Below are 16,497 nucleotides of genomic sequence, written 5' to 3'. Positions count from 1 at the left end.
AGACAATCGGTGGGCAAGAAAAAGGGCCGGCGGAGCGATCCGCCGGCCCTTCGTGCTTTCAGTCTCTTCGCCGGATCAGATCAGGCGGATTTCCTTCAGGCGTTCGGTCAGGAAGTCCTCGGCCAGGATGGTCTTGCCCGCATAGCGGTCCGGGTTGTCCGGCGTGATCGTCGACGGCAGGGTCTCGATCGGGAAGTCCGGGTTGAAGTGCAGGAAGAAGGGCGTCGAATAGCGGGCGAAGCCGCGACGCTCGGGCGCCGGATTGACCACGCGGTGGGTCGTCGACGGCAGGGCGTGGTTGACCAGCCGCTGCAGCATGTCTCCGATGTTGACCACCAGCGCCCCCGGCGGCGGGGCGATGTCCAGCCACTCGCCGTCGGAGTCCTTCAGTTGCAGCCCGGCCTCTTCGGCGCCCAGCAGCAGGGTGATGACGTTGATGTCCTCATGGGCGCCCGCGCGCACGCCCTCGGCGTCGGCCGGGATCGGCGGATAGTGCAGCAGGCGCAGCACGCTGTTGCCCAACTGGACCTTGTCTTCGAAATAGGCGTCGTCCAGCTTCAGATAGCGGGCGATGGCCTTCAGGATGCGGCGGCCCAGTTCGTCCAGACCGTCGTACAGGCCGTAGACGTGCTCGCGGAAGCCCGCCACCTCGGTCGGCCAGACGTTGTCGCGCATGTACTGGCGATAGGGATGGCCTCCCGGCAGCTCGCGGCCCGTGTGCCAGAACTCCTTCAGGTCCACGGCCTTGGCGCCCTTGGCCGCCTCGACGCCGAACGGGGTCAGGCCGCGCGCGCCGCCCGTGCCGGCCTGGTGATACTGACGCTTCACATCCTCGGGCAGGGCGAAGAAGGCCTTGGCGTCGTTGACGGCGGCGTCGATCAGCCCCTGATCCAGACCGTGGTCCGCGATAACGGCAAAGCCGTAGCGGGCGAAGGAGGCGCCCAGGGCGTCCGAGAAGGCCTGAAAGTCGGCGTCATAGCCCTTCATCGACACCGGGACGATGGCGCGGGTCTTGGCCTGATCTTCGGCGGAGACGGCGGTGAGGGAAGAGGTCACTGTGAAATCAGCCTCTGTGATGGTGAGTATGGCGGCCCTCATACGCCCAATGGGCGCGAAAGGGCAGATGCGGCGCGGCGGACCTTTGGTCCAATGTCAGTCCTGCGGGATGACGGCCCGGATGACGCGCGCCGACGACGGGCGGCCGGCGATGCCGCGCCGGGGGTCGACCACGACCCGCAGATCGCCGCCGGAATAGGTCACGGACGAGCGCTGCCCCTCGATGATGGTGATGCTGCGCAATCGGTCCAGGAAGGGGCGGGCGCTGGGCGACCGGGCGATGCGAACCACCGCGTCGGTGGTGACGATCAGCGCCTCGATGCACAGGGCTTCGGATTCCTGGCCGTCCAGGTTGATGCGCACCAACCGACCCATGGCTTCCGACACCAGGCCGCTGCGTCGCGCCATCAGGTTGAACATCTGCACAGGCCCCAACGACGGGGGGGCCAGGCTGACCGGCGGTCCGGCCAGGGACACGGGCGAGCCGCCGGGCGCGCGCGTCGTATAGACGGTGATGCCGCCGCCGGTGGTGACGCGCAGCACCTGATCGCCGGCGTCGTTGCGATAGATGGTGTCGCCGCGCGGGGCCGAGGACGGCCGCAGCGCCCAGGTCTCGGTCGATCGCTCGAACCGCAGCAGGGTCAGCGACCCCGCCTGGTCCAGGATGAAGGACTGGCCCGCCTCGGAGGTGTAGCGCCCCGGCGGCGGCGTGGTGCGGATGATCGACTGGTCGCGGATGGCCCGACTCTGCTCGGCCTGGGCGTTGGATCGGGTCTGGGCCGTCGCTTCGGCGGCGACAGCCCCGCAGGCAAGAAAAAGGGTAAGCCCCGCCGTCATGCCGGACCGGCGCCAGGCGCGCGCGCGTCTGCTCCTCGCGGCGCGATGCGTCGCGAGGATGAAGGCAGGCGGTTTCTCCGCCACGACTTCGACCGCAGTCCTCATGTTTTCAGAGGTGATACGCGCGAACGGCGGATTTTGGGCGAACGCGGCTTATCCAACCAGGTACTGCCCGCCGTTGAGCGAGAGCGTGCACCCTGTGACATATCCGGCACGCTCGCCTGACAGCCAGGACACCATGTCGGCGATCTCCTCGCCCTTGCCCAGGCGGCCGACGGGGATCTGAGCCACGATGGCGTCCAGCACCTTCTGGTCCATGGCGCCGACCATTTCGGTGTCGATATAGCCGGGTGCGATGCAGTTGACGGTCACGCCCTTGCGCGCGTTCTCCAGCGCCAGCGCCTTGGTGAAGCCGATCATCCCGGCCTTGGCGGCGGAATAGTTGGTCTGGCCGATCTGGCCCTTCTGGCCGTTGATCGAGGAGATGTTGACGATGCGGCCGAAGCCCCGGTCGCGCATGCCGTTGATGACCTGGCGCGTCATGTTGAACACGCTGTCCATGTTGACGCGGATCACGTCGGACCACTGGTCCGCGCTCATCTTGTGGAAGAAGCCGTCGCGCGTGATGCCGGCGTTGTTCACCAGGACGTCGATGGGGCCCAGCTGCGCCTCGACCTCCCTGACCGCCCGCTCGCAATCCTCGAACGAGCCGACGTTGCCCTTCACCACCATGACGCCCAGTTCACGGGCGGTGGCCTCTGCGGCCTCGGTGTTGCCGGAATAACCGGCCGCGACCTGCAGCCCGTCTTCCTTCAGTCGTTGAACGATCGCCTTGCCGATGCCCCGGGTGCCCCCGGTGACGAATGCGGTACGCGTCATGACGTCTCCCTGTCCTGTGCGGCGGCCGTCGTGGTCGCGACGCCGTCCGTCTCCCTTGCCGCCAGCTTTAGCGCGGCTGGCGGCGAACGAGAAGACGGGGTTATGCCGTCGCGGCCATACGGCCCATGTCGATGACGAAGCGGTAGCGCACGTCCGACCGCTCCATCCGTTCATAAGCTTGGTTGATCTGATCGGGTGCGATCACCTCAATCTCGCACACGATCCCGTGTTCGCCGCAGAAGTCGAGCATCTCCTGCGTCTCGCGGATGCCGCCGATCAGCGAACCGGCGATGCGGCGCCGCCGCCACAGCAGGGGCATGGCGAAGATCGGCAGCCCCTCGGTCGTCAGGCCCAGCATGACCATGGTCCCGTCGCGCGCCAGCAGATTGACGTGGCTGGCGATCTCATGCGTGGCCGAGACGGTGTTGATGATCAGGTCGAACTGTTCGGCCGCCGCCTTCATGGCGTCTGCGTCCGAGTTGATCAGGAAATGCGGGGCGCCCATCCGCTCGGCGTCGGCCTTCTTGCGGTCCGAGGTCGACAGCACCGTCACCTCGGCGCCCAGGGCGGCGGCCAGTTTGACCGCCATATGGCCCAGCCCGCCCAGGCCGATCACCGCCACCTTCGACCCCGGCCCCACGCCCCAGGTCTTCAGCGGCGACCAGGTGGTCACGCCCGCGCACAGCAGCGGCGCCGCCGCATCCAGCGGCAGGCTGTCGGGAATCTTCAGCACGAAGGCCTGGTCCACGGTGATGCGGTCGGAATAGCCGCCCTGGGTGATGATCTGGCCGACGCCGGCGCCCTTGGGATCGCGCGAGCCGTAGGTCTGGGTCATGCCCGGCTCGCAATACTGCTCCAGCCCCTCGCGGCAGGCCGAACAGGTCCGGCAACTGTCCACCATGCAGCCCACGCCGACGCGGTCGCCTTCCTTGAACCGGGTGACGTTGGCGCCGACCGCCGTCACCACCCCGGCGATCTCGTGGCCCGGCACGATGGGATAGCGCGTCCCGCCCAGGTCGTTCTTCACCACATGCAGGTCCGAGTGGCAGACGCCGCAGTATTTGATCTCGATCGCCACGTCGTCCGGCCCCGGATCGCGGCGCTCGAAGCTGTAGGGGCTCAGCGGCTGGTCGGCGGCGGTCGCGGCGAAGGCGCGCGTGGCGATGGGCATGGTCTCAGTCCTTCAGCTTGGCGATCAGCGCCTGGGCCGCCGCCGGGTTCCGCACCTTGGCCCCCGAGATGAAGTAGGCGAAGACGTCGCCGTGTTCGGCCCAGCCGCGCGCCTGCTTCGCCACGGCGTCCAGCTCTCCTGAGGTCATGCCCGTCGGCTCGTCCTCGCGGCTGGACATCAGCCGGGCGTAGGTAAAGTCGGCCGTCGCCTCGTCAATCTGGGGCCAGGTCGGCTCCTCGTCGTCGATCGCATAGACGACGGCCGCGCCGTATTTGCGCGCCAGATCATAGAACTGTTCGGTGGCGAAGGTCGGGTTGCGCACCTCCAGCGCATGCCGCAGCCGCACCCCGTCCTTCTCCTTGGGCAACAGTTTCAGGAAGCCTTCGAAGTCCTCGGGCTCGAACTTCTTCGTCCCCATGAACTGCCAGTTGATCGGCCCCAGCTTGTCGCCCAGCACCGTCAGCCCCTGCGACAGGAAGCGCTCGAAGCTCTCGGCGCCGTCGGACAGCACCTTTCTATTGGTGCAGTAACGGCTGGCCTTGACCGAAAAGACGAAGCCGTCCGGCGTCTCGTCGCGCCACTTCGCCCAGCTGTCCGGCTTGAAGGTCGAATAATAGGTGCCGTTGATCTCGATCGAGGTCAGCGCCCGGCTGGCGAACTCCAGCTCCCGCTTCTGCACCAGTCCCTCGGGATAGAAGACCCCGCGCCACGGCTCGAACGTCCAGCCGCCGACGCCGATATGGATGGATTCCGCCATGACCTAGCCTCCTGATGCAGGCCGTTTGATCGCAGAAATCACCGACGGCGGCTACGGAAAGCGGATGGCGTGAAGGCCTGAAAGGGGTGGTTAGCTGTCGAACGCGCCACTAGGATCGGGCCACGAAGGATGATTGCCAATGCGAATGCTCATGTGGCTCGGCGTTATCTTGATGGGGATCGTCGTCGCGGTTTTTGCGATGCTTTGGTATCAGGGCGGGGCGCTGGCCGCTGGCTTTTTCGTTGCGCCGCTAGTCCTCGGCTTTTGGATAGCGGTGGGGCTGATGGTTGTCGGCGCGCTCCGTCGAGGACCACCTGAGACTTGACCGCCCACACTCAGATTGATGAGCCGGATGTCTGCAATGGGTCGATTTCGTTGAAAAAGGCGTCCCGGGCAATTGGCATGAGGGCGCTGCGCTGATTCACTCTGGTCGTTGAGACCGGAGGTGCAGCGATGATGGGCGAGCGGCGGGTCGATCAGTCGGCCCTGTTCTACGCGTTCTCGTTGGAGCGGCATGTGCCGGCGGATCACATGCTGCGCGCGATCGATCGCTTTGTGGAACTGGACGGCCTGCGGACGCATCTGGCTCCGTTCTACAGCGCCATCGGTCGCCCCTCGATCGACCCGGAGTTGCTGATCCGGATGCTGCTAGTCGGCTATTGTTTCGGCATCCGCTCGGAGCGGCGCCTGTGTGAGGAAGTTCACCTGAACCTGGCTTATCGCTGGTTCTGTCGGCTGGGCCTGGACGGCGACGTGCCGGACCACTCGACCTTTTCGAAGAACCGCCACGGTCGTTTCCGCGACAGTGATCTGCTGCGCGAGTTGTTCGAGACGGTGCTGCGCCGCTGCATCGCCGAGGGCCTGGTCGGCGGCGAGGGTTTCGCGGTCGACGCCAGCCTGATCAAGGCCGACGCCAATCGCCAGCGCTGCGTGCCCGGCGACGAAGGTCTGCCGCCCGAGGCCGCCAGCCGCGCCATCGACGAGTACCTGGCCGTGCTGGATGATGCGGCCTTCGGCGGCGCGACCCCGGTGACGCCCAGGTTCATCTCGCCGGCCGACCCGGCCTCGCGCTGGACCGGCGCCAACAAGGGCCTGGCCTTCTTCGCCTATGCGACCAACTACCTGATCGACCTGGACCACGCGATCATCGTCGATGTCGAGCCGTCCACGGCGGTGCGCCAGGCCGAGGTGACGGCGGCCCGCACCATGATCGAGCGGGCGCGCGAGCATCATGATCTGTGGCCGGCCCGGCTGGCGGCGGACACCGCCTACGGCTCGGCCGAGATGCTGGACTGGCTGGTCCACGACCAGGGCATCGAGCCCCACATCCCCGTCATCGACAAGTCGGAGCGGATCGACGGAACCTTCTCGCGCAGCGACTTCGCCTATGACCACGCCCAGGATCTCTACCGCTGCCCGGCGGGCAAGACGCTGGTCCACGGTCGGCGCGTCTTCTCGACGCCCCGGACCCAGGCGCCGCCTGACGACACCCTGCGCTATCGCGCCAGTACGGCCGACTGCCGGGCCTGCGCCTTCAAGCCCCGCTGCTGCCCCAACACGCCGATGCGCAAGGTCACGCGCTCCATCCACGAAGGCGCCCGGGACTTCGCCCGCGACATCGCCAAGACCGACGCCTACGTCGTCTCCCGGCGCGAACGGAAGAAGGTCGAGATGCTGTTCGCCCACCTCAAGCGCATTCTGAAGCTGGACCGACTGCGCCTGAGAGGCCCCAACGGCGCCAAAGACGAGTTCCTCCTCGCCGCCACCGCCCAGAACCTGCGCAAACTCGCCAAACTGATCCCGCCAGCAGCTCCGGCGGTCGCCTGAAGCGGCACCAAGCCGTCGCGCCCATTACTGGTGGCGATCTTAACAGCCGCCTTTTTCAACGAAATCGGTCGTGAGCGGTCCTCGGCTTCGATGCTGAGAGTGGACATCGGCTTAACGCCAGCAAGCGGACGCCTGGTCTTAGGAATTCGAGCGCCCTGTTTTTTGTCTTAGCCGTGGGTTAGGAGGGGGGTGAAACGGGGGCATTATGAACTGGCTGAAGATTGCTCTTTTTATTATTTGGATATTTTGGCTGGCTACCGCAGCTTACCTGATGCCAACCCAATCCCTTTTAGGCACGATTCGTATTGTTGTAGGCTCTGCACTTATCATGGTGCTTGTGTACTGGTTTTACAGCCAAGCATTTAACCTCATTGCTAAATTTTGGCATAAGTTGAAATTTTCGGGGACGAATGACTGCTAAGGGGCGTGAAGCGAAGTTCGCCTCAATCCAGCTTCCGGACAGTAAGCGCATCAGCCAAACGGGCCGCGCCCCGCCTCAGTCCGACACGCAGTCATCCGCCCGGCCGAAGACCACGGCGCGCGGGTTGGGCGGGCGCAGGCGGGCCAGGACGTCGCGGCGGCTGGGCGGACGGCCCCAGCGGGTGAATTCCAGGCCGTAGCGGCGCAGGGTCGCCTCATGCGGTATCCACAGGGAGTGGCGCGACAACCAGGCGGCGCGCGGCGCGATCTCGCCGGGAATCCGGACTTCGGTCTGGAGGGTGGACAGGCCGACCTGGGCGGCGGCGCAGTCCAGTATGGCGGGATCGACCCCGCGTGCGGCGTAGAGGGCGCGCGTCCGCCGGGCGCCGCGGGCGATCTCCTCGGGGACGGCCTCGTTCAGCCTTTGATAGTTGGCCTCGATCACCGGTGAGGAGTGGTGAAAGCTGACGAACCCCGCCCGTTCTATGGCCCGCGTCGCTCCGGCGGCGAAGACGGCGTTGGCGCAGGCGGAGGTGCACTGGCCCCGCACCGTCACGGGCAGCCGCCGCGCCAGGATCACCTCAGCCGCGTCCAGGGCGGCGTTGTCGTCGCCGCCGCCGCTGTCGATGATCAGTCCCTCGGCGTCCTTGTCCGACAGCGCTTCGACCAGGGCCGCGCTGGATGCGGGGTTCAAGGCGCCGCGGAAAACGACCTGCCGTCCTTCGTGCGACAGCAGCCACTGGGGCCTGGTCGGCGCAACAGACATCGGCGCGGAGGATGAGGCGGACGGCGAGGCGGGCGACGCCGTCGCCGCCTGAGGCAGGGCGGCTAAAATCAGGGCGGACGTCACGGCGGCGATGAACGACACGGATCCTCCGGCGCGCTTCCCCCTGGAAGAACGCCACTATGAGCCTGTCGCGGCCTTGCTGTCCAAGCCAAAGACGAGACGATGGCGCGACGGCGACCGGGGGGCTATAGCGCCAGCGTCGCGGGAGTGTCGAAGCGTGCCGGAACTGACGCCTGAAATCATCGCCCTGTTGGGCGTCGCGTCGGTGATCGCCGGCTTCATCGACGCCATCGCCGGGGGCGGGGGGCTGACCTCCTTGCCGGCCCTGCTGTCGGTCGGGCTGAACCCGGTCGCAGCCATCGCCACCAACAAGGTTCAGGGCAGCGTCGGCACGGCCAGCGCCCTGTGGAATTTCTGGCGCAAGGGGCGGGTGGATTTCCGCCTGATCCGTTGGCCCTTGGTTCTCGTCGCGGTCGGGGCGGGACTGGGCGCCTTCGCCGTCACCTTGGTCGACACGCGGTGGCTGATGATCCTGCTGCCCGTGCTGCTGGTCGGCATCGCCCTCTATTTCCTGCTCGGCCCCAAGGCGGCGGACGAGGACGCCCACGCTCGGCTGACGCCGCTGGCCTACGCCGTCGTGGCGGGCGGGATCGGCTTTTACGACGGCTTCTTCGGGCCGGGGACGGGGTCGTTCTTCGCGCTCAGCCTCGTCATGCTGCTGGGCATGGGGCTGACGCGGGCGACGGCGCACACCAAGGCGCTGAACCTGATGAGCAATGTCGTCGGCATCGTCGTCCTGGCGGTCGGCGGCCATGTGGTCTGGGCGCTGGCCGGGATCATGGCGGTGGGTCAGTTCGTGGGCGGCCGCATGGGCTCGCACGCGGCCATGCGCTTCGGCCCGCGGCTGATCCGCCCCCTGCTGGTGGTCATTTCCCTAGCCATGACGGCGCGGCTGCTGTCCGATCCGGCCAATCCGCTGCGGACCATGATCGCCGGCTGGCTGGGCTAGGTCAGTCGGGCTGGACCGCGCGGCCGCCCAGCGCCCTGCGGACGGCGGCCGTCAGCGCTTCGGCCGTGACGGGCTTAGCCAGGTGAAGGTCGGCCCCCGCCTGGGTGGCCTGTTCCTGATGCTCGGCCATGGCGTTGGCGCTCAGCATGATCACCGGCGCGCGCGGGCGCGCCGGGTAGGCGGCCTCGATCTCGCGTAGGGCGCGCGTGGCGCTCAGCCCGTCCATCACCGGCATCTGCATGTCCATCAGCACCAGGTCGAACCGCTCAGCGGTGAAGGCGGCCGCCGCCTGTTCGCCGTTCTCGACCAGAGTCAGCTCGACGCTGTCCCCCAGGATCAACTGCACCACCCGCTGATTGATCGGATGATCCTCGGCCAGCAGGACGCGGGGGCGAGAGTCGCAAGGCGGCGCGTCCGGTGCCGCTTCCTCGGCGTAGGCTGCGTCGAACTGGGCCAGGGAGGCGATGCGCGTCAGCGGCAGCTCGACCCGGAACCGGCTGCCTTCGCCCAGGGCCGACTCGGCTTCGATGCGCCCGCCCATCATCTCGACCAGGGCCTGGCAGATGGACAGGCCCAGCCCGGCCCCGCCGAAGCGCCGGGTGATTGAGGCGTCGGCCTGGCTGAAGCGCTGGAACAACTGCGCCGCATGGTCGGCGCCGAAGCCGATGCCGGTGTCGCGCACCTCCAGCGTCAGCAGGGCGGCGCCGTCGCCCATGTCCAGCAGGTCGATATGTGCGGCGACCTGGCCTCGCGCGGTGAACTTGACGGCGTTGGACAGCAAATTGCTCAGGATCTGGCGGATCCGCACCACGTCGCCGTTGAAGACGCCGCGCGCGGTCTCGGTGCGTTCGAGACGGAAGGTCAGGCCCTTCTCCTCGGCCAGCCCGCGCAGGGGCGCGATGGCCGGGGTCAGGGCGTCGTCCAGATCGAACGGGCGGACTTCCAGCGTCATGCGTCCGGATTCGATGCGCGACACGTCCAGGATGTCTGTGACCAGCCGCTCCAGGGTTACGCCCGAACTGCGGACCAGTTCGACCATTTCCGCCTGTTGCGGCGACAGCGACGTGCGCGCCAGGGCGTCGATGACGCCGATGACCCCGTTCAGCGGCGTGCGGATCTCATGGCTCATATTGGCCAGGAAGTCGGACTTGGCGCGGTTGGCGGCCTCGGCCGCCGCCTTGGCCTCGATCAGGGCGCGCTCCGCCGCCGCCTTGGCGGTCACGTCGCGGGCCACGGCGTAGATGCGGTCGCCGAACTTCTGCGCTCGCCACTCCAGGGTGACGTAGCCGCCGTCCTTGTGGCGATAGCGGTTGACGTGGCCCAGCACCGGATCGCCGGGGCGGCGCGTCTCGACTTCAGTCACGCTGCCCAGGGTGCCGGGCAGATCGTCGGGGTGGACCAGGGTCAGTATGGCCAGCCCGACCAGTTCCTCGGGCCGATAGCCCAGGGTCGAGGCCCAGGAGGCGCTGACCCGCACGATCCGCCCCTCCAGGTCGCGGATCACCAGCAGGTCCAGGGACACGTCGAAGAAGGTCGCCAGATCGACCCCGGCGTCAGGCGGCGGCTGCGGCTGTCCCGTCGAGGAAGGGGCGGCGGCCGGAGTGAGGGGCATGGGCGGTCCTGAGGCGCGGTCCTGAAGGCGGGCTGGACCTCACCCTAGCGCCTGCCGGTTAAGGGCGCCTTGCGGCTCGCCCGTCAGGAGAGCTTCAGTAGGCGCAGTCGCGATAGACGCGCCCGACGTCGCCGCCCCATTCGCCGTTGTACAGCTCCAGCAGCCGGTCGGCCGAGGTCACGCCGCTGTCGGCGATGTCTTCCAGTTCGGTGATGTAGCCGCGCTCGTCCACCATGCCGCCGCTGAAGCGGGCGCGGTTCTTCAGGCCCTGTTTGGCGATGTTGACCATGTCGACGGCGATGTCGCGCACGCTGCGGCCGTTGACCTCAGCCTTCAGGCCCAGCCGCGTCACGTCGCGGCGCAGGCGCTCGTGATCGGCGATGTCCCAGTCCTTGCACAGATCCCAGGCCGCCGCGAGCGACGGCGCGTCATACAGGATCCCGGCCCACAGGGCGGGCAGGGCGCAGATGCGGCTCCACGGCCCGCCGTCGGCGCCGCGCATCTCCAGATACTGTTTCAGCCGCACCTCGGGGAAGAGGGTGGTCAGGTGGTCGGCCCAGTCCTTGGCCGTGGCGCGATCGCCCGGCAGGGCGTCCAGCTTGCCGTCCATGAAGGCGCGGAACGACCGGCCCGACAGGTCGACATAGGTCTCGCCGCGCTTGGCGAAATACATCGGCGCATCCAGCGCATAGTCGGCGTAGCGTTCGTAGCCGAAGCCGTCCTCGAACACGAAGTCCAGCATCCCCGTGCGGTCGGGGTCGGTGTCGGTCCAGACGTTGGCGCGCGCCGACAGGAAGCCGTTCGGCTTGCCCTCGGTGAAGGGGCTGTTGGCGAACAGGGCGGTGGCGATAGGCTGCAGCGCCAGCGACGTGCGGAACTTCATGACCATGTCGGCTTCGCTGTCGAAGTCGAGGTTCGCCTGGATGGTGCAGGTGCGCAGCATCATGTCCAGGCCCAGCTTGCCCTTCTTGGGCATGTAGGCGCGCATGATGTCATAGCGGCCCTTGGGCATGACGGGGATGTCCTCGCGCCGCCACATCGGGTCGAAGCCCAGGCCCAGGAAGCCCAGGTTCAATTGGTCCGCGACCTGCTTGACCTCCATCAGGTGCTGGCCGGTCTCGTTGCAGATGTCGTGGATGTCCTTCAGCGGGGCGCCCGACAGTTCGAACTGACCTCCCGGCTCCAGACTGATCGAGGCGCTGAAGCCCTCGGCGTTCTTGCGCTCCAGGGCGATGACGCGGCCGGCTTCCTCGACCGGCGACCAGCCGAAGCGCTGAAGGCCCGTCAGCATGGCCAGGATGCCGTTCTCGCCCTCATAGGCGGGGCGGCGCAGGGTCGACTTGTCGAAGCCGAACTTCTCGTGCTCGGCGCCGATGCGCCATTGATCGCGGGGCTTCTCGCCCTTCGACATGGCGTGGATCAGCTGGTCTCTGGAAAGGGGCGCCGTGTCGGACATCTGTAACCTCTGCTGTCGCGGCTAGATGGGCCAGTCGTCGGCCATGCTCAAGGGGGCGGCGGAAACTTCTAGAGCGAAATCGGTTGAGTTGGACGCATGTCCAACTCAACTCAGATATTCGCTCCAGATGAATCTGGACCATTGTTCTGGGTTCCGTCGATTTCGACTGAACCGAAAATGGTCTAGCGATCCCAGTCGCCGACCGCCGCCTGCCACAGGGTCATGGCGGCGATGGCGGCGGTGTCGGCCCGCAGGATGCGCGGCCCCAGCGAGACGGCGGTGGTGAAGGACAGGGACCGCAGCCGCTCGCCCTCCTCGGGCGAGAACCCGCCCTCGGGCCCGATCAGAATGGCCCACCGACCCTCTCCCTCCCCTTCATGGGGAGGGTGGTCGAGCCCTTCAGGGCGAGACCGGGTGGGGAGGGCGGAGGCCGTCGCCCCCACCCCGTCGCCGCTGCGCGCCGACGACCCTCCCCACAAGGGGGAGGGAGAAAAGGGCGTCAACGCCGACACCGCCGGCGCGCCGCCCGTCTCGTCACAGAACATCAGCCGCCGCCCGTCCTCCCAGCCGTCCAGCAGGGCGTCCAGCTTCACCGGATCATCCACGACCGGCACGTCCAGACGCCCGGTCTGCTCGGCGGCCTCCTCGGCGATGGCGTCCAGCCGGTCCAGCCGCAGGCGGTCGGCGTTGGTGCGCTGGGTCAGCACCAGCCGCACCCGCCTGGCGCCCAGTTCTGCGGCCTTCTCCACGATGGTCTCGACACGAGCCTTCTTCACCACGGCGACGATCAGCTCCAGATCGGGGCCATAGGTCTGCGGCCGCGTCTGTTCCTCGGCGCGCAGGATGACGCCCTTCTTCAGCACCTCGGCGACGCTGGCGCGCCACTCGCCGTCGCGGCCGTTGAAGACCAGCAGTTCGTCGCCCGTCTTCAACCGCATCACCTGCGTCAGATAGCGCGACTGGTCGAGCGTGGGCGCCACGGCGCCGCCGGGGGCGAGGTCGCCCTGAACATGAAGACGGATCATGGCGCCTGCATATCGCGCTTTCGCAGAGACGACCAACCATCGGCCTGATGGGAACGTGGCGCGCCTGCCCTGCGTTGGCCTCTCATGTTCACAACCTTGGCCGTAGCGGCGCGCGATCGAAAACGTCTGGCCGAGATTTCCGGCGTCGTCGCCCGCTTCGGGCTTGAGGCCGTGCTGCTGCGCCTCGGTCTCGGCGGCGGCGAGGCCCATGCCGACGGGCCCGAGCCTTTGTCGCGCCGCACCCGTCAGGCGCTGGAGGCGCTGGGCCCCACCTTCGTCAAGCTGGGCCAGATCCTGTCCACCCGCTCGGACCTGCTGCCCGCCGACTGGATCATCGAGTTCGAACAGCTTCAGAGCGCCGGACCCACCCTCGACTTCGAGACGCTGCGGCCCGAGGTCGAGGATGCGCTGGGCGGGCCGCCGGAACAGGTCTTCGCCCGGTTCGACACGGCGCCGCTGGCCGCCGCCTCCATCGCCCAGGTGCACCGCGCCGCCCTGCACGACGGGACTGAGGTGGTGGTCAAGATCCGCCGCCCCGGCGTGCGTCCGCGCGTCGAGGCCGACCTGCGCCTGATCGCCGAACTGGCGCGCCGCGCCGAACAGTCCAGCGCCGAGATCGCCCGCTATCGCCCGCGCGCCCTGATCGCCCAGCTGACCGAGGCCATGCTGGACGAGCTGGACTTCACCACCGAGGGCCGCAACGTCGACCGCTTCGCCGCCGACTTCGCCGGGAACCGCGATGTGGTCATCCCGGCCGTCTATTGGCCGCACACGACCGACAGCGTGCTGGTGCAGGACTATCTCGACGGCGTGGCGCCGGTAGACGCCGCACGGCTGAGGGCGGCGGGCGTCGATCCGCAACGGTTGGCCCGCGTCGGCGCCGAGGCGGTGCTGGACATGGTGCTGGTCAACGGCCGGTTTCACGCCGACCCCCACCCCGGCAACCTGCGCGGCCTGCCCGGCGACCGGGTGGGCTTGCTGGACTTCGGCATGGTCGGGACCGTCACCCCGCGCCGCCGCGCCGAACTGATCAGCTTCGCCCAGTCGCTGGCCGCCGGCGACGGCGCCCGCATGGCCGAGGTGCTGGCCGACTGGACCGAGGGGACGGACGTCTCGCGCGCCAGCCTGACCGCCGGGGCCGAACGGCTGATCGCCCGCCACGGTCAGGGCGCGGTCGACCTGCCCGCCATCGTCGCCGATCTGATGGGGCTGATGCGGCAGGAGCGGGTGGCCGCCCCGCCCGATCTGGTGCTGATCCTCAAGGCGCTGGTGACGATCGAAGGGGTGCTGTCGCGCGTCGACCCCGACTTCGACCTGGTCAAGACGATGAAGGGCGCATGGAGCCGCGCCCTCTTCTCCAGCCGCAGCCCCGAGGCGGTGCGCAACCGCCTGATCGGCGCCCTTTTGGACCTGTCGGCGGCCAGCGACGACCTGCCCCGCCTGATCCGCGCCGCCTCGCGCCGCCTGACGGCCGACCCTGTCGCCGCTGCATCGTCGGACAAAGAAACCGCCCGGTCGATCGTCTCGGCCGGGCGGTGGATCGCCGCTTCGATTGTGCTCGCCGGCGCCCTGATCGCGGGCGCCCTGCTGCTGCGATAGGGCGCCTCAGCGACCGTAATGATAGCGGCACTGCGCGATCAGCAGGGTGTCTTCGGTCGCGCGATAGATCAGCCGATGTTCCTGGTCGATGCGGCGCGACCACCAGCCGGAGAACTCGCCTTTCAGAGGTTCCGGCTTGCCGGTTCCGCTAAAGGGCGTCCGCAGGCATTCGCGGATCAGGCCGTTGATCTTCTTGAGTTGCTTGCGGTCGGCAGATTGCCAGTAGAGGTAATCCTCCCAGCCCTCTTCCTGAAACGTCAGCTTCATTCGATCAGATCGCGCGCCTGACCCTTGCCGGCGTCCAGCTCAGTGACAGCCTTACGCAGGCGTTCCGCGTTTGCTGGGCTGCGCAGCAGATACTCCGTCTCCTGCCAGGAGGCGAAGTCCTCCAGCGACATCAGCACCGCCGCCGGCTTGCCGCCCTCGCGGGTGATGATCGTATAGTCGTGATCCGCCGTCACCCGGTCGATGGCCGCGGCCAGATTCTTGCGCAGTTCGGTGACGGAGATGGCGTTCATAAGTGATAATGTACGAAGTTCTGTACATCATCGCAAGGGGGCCGCAAGACCCGCGCCTCAGCGCGTCGCGTCCAGCCGCTCCTCGATCAGATCGCGCGCGATCTTCAAGGCGGCGATGCGGCGGACGAGAAGGGTGTGCCGCGCCGCGCCGGGGGCCAGCTTCAGGACCGCCTTCTCGCATTTGGCGATCAGGGATTCGACGGCGCGCAGCGCTTCTGACAGGTCCGTCTCGCTATGGGCGGCCATCCGTCCCTGATCTCCCTTGGCGCCGCACGGCGCCCTTACAGCGTCCGCGCGATCAGCAGCTTCATGATCTCGTTCGTCCCGCCGTAGATGCGCTGGACGCGGGCGTCCTTGTACAGTTGGGCGATCGGATATTCGGTCATATAGCCGTAGCCGCCGAACAGCTGCAGCATCTCGTCGATGGTCTCGCCCTGGATGTCCGTCACCCAGTATTTGGCCATCGACGCCGTGGCGGCGTCCAGCTGACCCTTCAGGTGCAGGCCGATGCAGTGGTCGACGAAGACCTTGGCGACCGTCAGCTTGGTCTTGATCTCGGCCAGCTTGAACTGGGTGTTCTGGAAGTCGATGACCCGCTTGCCGAAGGCCTTGCGTTCCTTGACGTAGGCCAGCGTCTCGGACAGTCCGCGCTCGGCGGCGGCCACGCCCTGAACGGCGATGTTCAGTCGCTCCTGCGGCAGCTGCTGCATCAGCTGGACGAAGCCCTGACCCTCGGTGTCGCCGATGACGTTCTCCAGCGGAACCTTCACATCGTTGAAGAACAGCTCGGAGGTGTCGTTCGCCTCCATGCCGATCTTGTGCAGGTTGCGGCCGCGCTCGAAGCCTTCGGCTCCATCGGTTTCGAGGCAGATCAGGCTGGTGCCCTTGGCGCCCTCGGCCGGATCGGTCTTGGCGACCACGATGATGAAGTTGGCCAACTGGCCGTTGGTGATGAAGGTCTTGGAGCCGTTCAGCACATAGTGGTCGCCCTGCTTCACGGCGGTGGTCTTGACCCCTTGCAGGTCGGACCCCGCGCCCGGCTCGGTCATGGCGATGGCGCCGACCAGTTCGCCCGACTGCAGGCGCGGCAGCCAGCGCGCCTTCTGCTCGGCCGTGCCGTAGTGCCAGACGTAGGGCATGACGATCGCATTGTGCAGCGAGATGCCGAAGTGGTCCGCGCCCTTCCAGCCCAGCTGGCGCATCAGCACGACTTCGTGCCGGTAATCGCCGCCGAAGCCGCCGTCCTCTTCCGGCAGCGACAGGCCCAGCAGGCCGGCCTCGCCCGCCGCGTTCCACAGCCCGCGCGGCACCGAGGACTCAGCGATCCACTGCTGGAACTTCTCCTGCGGGGCGTGCTCGTCGATCCATTTGGCGACGGAGTCGGAGAAGAGGACGATCTCCTCTTCCTTCATGAAGTCGGGATCGGGGCTGTTGAGCACGTTCATGAAAGGAGATCCTGCATTCTCCCTCCCCTTCATGGGGAGGGTGGCTGAGGCCGTCAGGCCGACCCGAAGGGCGGCGCGGAGCGGCCAAGCCGGGTGGGG

At 67.6% G+C, this 16,497-nt stretch carries 18 protein-coding genes; 5 read left to right on the top strand and 13 right to left on the bottom strand.

Translation table 11 applies throughout. The features are described 5' to 3' along the window. Window positions 1–75 precede the first annotated feature (75 nt). The 5 genes from ABC419_RS15785 to ABC419_RS15765 form a co-directional block, all read right to left on the bottom strand. Window positions 76–1,098 carry an isopenicillin N synthase family dioxygenase gene (locus ABC419_RS15785; protein ID WP_412876831.1) on the bottom strand — a complete coding sequence of 341 codons (1,023 nt, stop codon included), beginning with the start codon at window positions 1,096–1,098 and terminating at the stop codon, window positions 76–78. A 54-nt stretch (window positions 1,099–1,152) separates the two neighbouring features. Continuing rightward, a complete protein-coding gene (locus tag ABC419_RS15780; protein ID WP_234288006.1) occupies window positions 1,153–1,893 on the bottom strand; it encodes a DUF4908 domain-containing protein in 741 nt (246 codons plus the stop codon). Window positions 1,894–2,046: 153 nt separating this feature from the next. Continuing rightward, window positions 2,047–2,772, bottom strand: a complete 726-nt coding sequence (gene phbB / locus ABC419_RS15775; RefSeq protein ID WP_003163916.1) for an acetoacetyl-CoA reductase — start codon at window positions 2,770–2,772, stop codon at window positions 2,047–2,049. Between the two features lie 100 nt (window positions 2,773–2,872). Further along, entirely contained in the window at window positions 2,873–3,943 is a 1,071-nt protein-coding gene (locus ABC419_RS15770; RefSeq protein ID WP_412876832.1) for an NAD(P)-dependent alcohol dehydrogenase, read from the bottom strand. A 4-nt stretch (window positions 3,944–3,947) separates the two neighbouring features. Beyond that, window positions 3,948–4,700: a DUF72 domain-containing protein gene (locus ABC419_RS15765; RefSeq protein WP_412876833.1), complete on the bottom strand. Its 753-nt coding sequence runs from the start codon at window positions 4,698–4,700 to the stop codon at window positions 3,948–3,950. Between the two features lie 139 nt (window positions 4,701–4,839). Here ABC419_RS15765 and ABC419_RS15760 point away from each other — a divergent pair, with 139 nt between their 5' ends. The 3 genes from ABC419_RS15760 (at window position 4,840) to ABC419_RS15750 (ending at window position 6,948) form a co-directional block, all read left to right on the top strand. Further along, a complete protein-coding gene (locus ABC419_RS15760; RefSeq protein ID WP_368925296.1) occupies window positions 4,840–5,025 on the top strand; it encodes a hypothetical protein in 186 nt (61 codons plus the stop codon). A gap of 128 nt (window positions 5,026–5,153) precedes the next feature. After that, window positions 5,154–6,527 (top strand): transposase, encoded by a 1,374-nt coding sequence (locus tag ABC419_RS15755; protein ID WP_412876289.1) that lies wholly within the window; start codon window positions 5,154–5,156, stop codon window positions 6,525–6,527. A gap of 205 nt (window positions 6,528–6,732) precedes the next feature. Next, window positions 6,733–6,948, top strand: a complete 216-nt coding sequence (locus tag ABC419_RS15750) for a hypothetical protein (RefSeq protein WP_412876834.1) — start codon at window positions 6,733–6,735, stop codon at window positions 6,946–6,948. A 75-nt stretch (window positions 6,949–7,023) separates the two neighbouring features. On the opposite strand, the gene ABC419_RS15745 is transcribed toward ABC419_RS15750, so the two are convergent. After that, window positions 7,024–7,815 carry a hypothetical protein gene (locus ABC419_RS15745; protein WP_412876835.1) on the bottom strand — a complete coding sequence of 264 codons (792 nt, stop codon included), beginning with the start codon at window positions 7,813–7,815 and terminating at the stop codon, window positions 7,024–7,026. Window positions 7,816–7,951: 136 nt separating this feature from the next. On the opposite strand from ABC419_RS15745, the gene ABC419_RS15740 reads away from it, so the two are divergent. After that, on the top strand, window positions 7,952–8,743 hold the full coding sequence (locus tag ABC419_RS15740; RefSeq protein WP_412876836.1) for a TSUP family transporter: 792 nt from the start codon (window positions 7,952–7,954) through the stop codon (window positions 8,741–8,743). A gap of 1 nt (window position 8,744) precedes the next feature. On the opposite strand, the gene ABC419_RS15735 is transcribed toward ABC419_RS15740, so the two are convergent. The 3 genes from ABC419_RS15735 to ABC419_RS15725 all read right to left on the bottom strand — a co-directional run bounded on the left by ABC419_RS15735 (window position 8,745) and on the right by ABC419_RS15725 (window position 12,836). Continuing rightward, on the bottom strand, window positions 8,745–10,355 hold the full coding sequence (locus ABC419_RS15735) for an ATP-binding protein (protein ID WP_412876837.1): 1,611 nt from the start codon (window positions 10,353–10,355) through the stop codon (window positions 8,745–8,747). A gap of 94 nt (window positions 10,356–10,449) precedes the next feature. Continuing rightward, window positions 10,450–11,811 (bottom strand): glutamate--cysteine ligase, encoded by a 1,362-nt coding sequence (locus ABC419_RS15730; RefSeq protein ID WP_412876838.1) that lies wholly within the window; start codon window positions 11,809–11,811, stop codon window positions 10,450–10,452. A gap of 182 nt (window positions 11,812–11,993) precedes the next feature. Then, complete coding sequence (locus ABC419_RS15725; protein ID WP_412876839.1) at window positions 11,994–12,836, bottom strand: 16S rRNA (uracil(1498)-N(3))-methyltransferase; 843 nt, start codon at window positions 12,834–12,836, stop codon at window positions 11,994–11,996. A gap of 84 nt (window positions 12,837–12,920) precedes the next feature. On the opposite strand from ABC419_RS15725, the gene ABC419_RS15720 reads away from it, so the two are divergent. Then, complete coding sequence (locus ABC419_RS15720; RefSeq protein ID WP_412876840.1) at window positions 12,921–14,435, top strand: ABC1 kinase family protein; 1,515 nt, start codon at window positions 12,921–12,923, stop codon at window positions 14,433–14,435. A 6-nt stretch (window positions 14,436–14,441) separates the two neighbouring features. Here the strand turns inward: ABC419_RS15720 and ABC419_RS15715 are convergent, their stop codons facing one another. From ABC419_RS15715 to ABC419_RS15700, 4 genes are read right to left on the bottom strand one after another with little or no spacing between them, the layout of a single operon-like run. Continuing rightward, window positions 14,442–14,702, bottom strand: coding sequence for a Txe/YoeB family addiction module toxin (locus tag ABC419_RS15715; protein ID WP_412876841.1), 261 nt, complete (start codon window positions 14,700–14,702; stop codon window positions 14,442–14,444). Beyond that, complete coding sequence (locus ABC419_RS15710) at window positions 14,699–14,953, bottom strand: type II toxin-antitoxin system Phd/YefM family antitoxin (RefSeq protein WP_412876842.1); 255 nt, start codon at window positions 14,951–14,953, stop codon at window positions 14,699–14,701. Before ABC419_RS15710 ends, ABC419_RS15715 begins: the two co-directional genes overlap by 4 nt. 57 nt (window positions 14,954–15,010) lie before the next feature. Beyond that, window positions 15,011–15,199 carry a hypothetical protein gene (locus tag ABC419_RS15705; protein WP_412876843.1) on the bottom strand — a complete coding sequence of 63 codons (189 nt, stop codon included), beginning with the start codon at window positions 15,197–15,199 and terminating at the stop codon, window positions 15,011–15,013. 35 nt (window positions 15,200–15,234) lie between these two features. Beyond that, on the bottom strand, window positions 15,235–16,398 hold the full coding sequence (locus tag ABC419_RS15700; protein WP_412876844.1) for an acyl-CoA dehydrogenase family protein: 1,164 nt from the start codon (window positions 16,396–16,398) through the stop codon (window positions 15,235–15,237). Window positions 16,399–16,497: the final 99 nt, after the last annotated feature.

The organism is Brevundimonas phoenicis (assembly GCF_047237745.1).
Lineage (GTDB): Bacteria > Pseudomonadota > Alphaproteobacteria > Caulobacterales > Caulobacteraceae > Brevundimonas.
Note: the sequence above shows the minus strand (reverse complement) of the source record. Positions and strands in the feature narration are given on the sequence as shown.

Excerpts from the sequence above, each read along its gene's own strand:
- ABC419_RS15760 (WP_368925296.1), top strand. The coding sequence starts at position 4,840 with ATGCGAATGCTCATGTGGCTCGGCGTTATCTTGATGGGGATCGTCGTC.
- phbB (WP_003163916.1), bottom strand. The coding sequence starts at position 2,772 with ATGACGCGTACCGCATTCGTCACCGGGGGCACCCGGGGCATCGGCAAG.
- ABC419_RS15750 (WP_412876834.1), top strand. The coding sequence starts at position 6,733 with ATGAACTGGCTGAAGATTGCTCTTTTTATTATTTGGATATTTTGGCTG.
- ABC419_RS15700 (WP_412876844.1), bottom strand. The coding sequence starts at position 16,398 with ATGAACGTGCTCAACAGCCCCGATCCCGACTTCATGAAGGAAGAGGAG.
- ABC419_RS15710 (WP_412876842.1), bottom strand. The coding sequence starts at position 14,953 with ATGAACGCCATCTCCGTCACCGAACTGCGCAAGAATCTGGCCGCGGCC.
- ABC419_RS15730 (WP_412876838.1), bottom strand. The coding sequence starts at position 11,811 with ATGTCCGACACGGCGCCCCTTTCCAGAGACCAGCTGATCCACGCCATG.
- ABC419_RS15705 (WP_412876843.1), bottom strand. The coding sequence starts at position 15,199 with ATGGCCGCCCATAGCGAGACGGACCTGTCAGAAGCGCTGCGCGCCGTC.
- ABC419_RS15725 (WP_412876839.1), bottom strand. The coding sequence starts at position 12,836 with ATGATCCGTCTTCATGTTCAGGGCGACCTCGCCCCCGGCGGCGCCGTG.
- ABC419_RS15785 (WP_412876831.1), bottom strand. The coding sequence starts at position 1,098 with ATGAGGGCCGCCATACTCACCATCACAGAGGCTGATTTCACAGTGACC.
- ABC419_RS15765 (WP_412876833.1), bottom strand. The coding sequence starts at position 4,700 with ATGGCGGAATCCATCCATATCGGCGTCGGCGGCTGGACGTTCGAGCCG.
- ABC419_RS15770 (WP_412876832.1), bottom strand. The coding sequence starts at position 3,943 with ATGCCCATCGCCACGCGCGCCTTCGCCGCGACCGCCGCCGACCAGCCG.
- ABC419_RS15755 (WP_412876289.1), top strand. The coding sequence starts at position 5,154 with ATGATGGGCGAGCGGCGGGTCGATCAGTCGGCCCTGTTCTACGCGTTC.
- ABC419_RS15780 (WP_234288006.1), bottom strand. The coding sequence starts at position 1,893 with ATGACGGCGGGGCTTACCCTTTTTCTTGCCTGCGGGGCTGTCGCCGCC.
- ABC419_RS15735 (WP_412876837.1), bottom strand. The coding sequence starts at position 10,355 with ATGCCCCTCACTCCGGCCGCCGCCCCTTCCTCGACGGGACAGCCGCAG.
- ABC419_RS15720 (WP_412876840.1), top strand. The coding sequence starts at position 12,921 with ATGTTCACAACCTTGGCCGTAGCGGCGCGCGATCGAAAACGTCTGGCC.
- ABC419_RS15715 (WP_412876841.1), bottom strand. The coding sequence starts at position 14,702 with ATGAAGCTGACGTTTCAGGAAGAGGGCTGGGAGGATTACCTCTACTGG.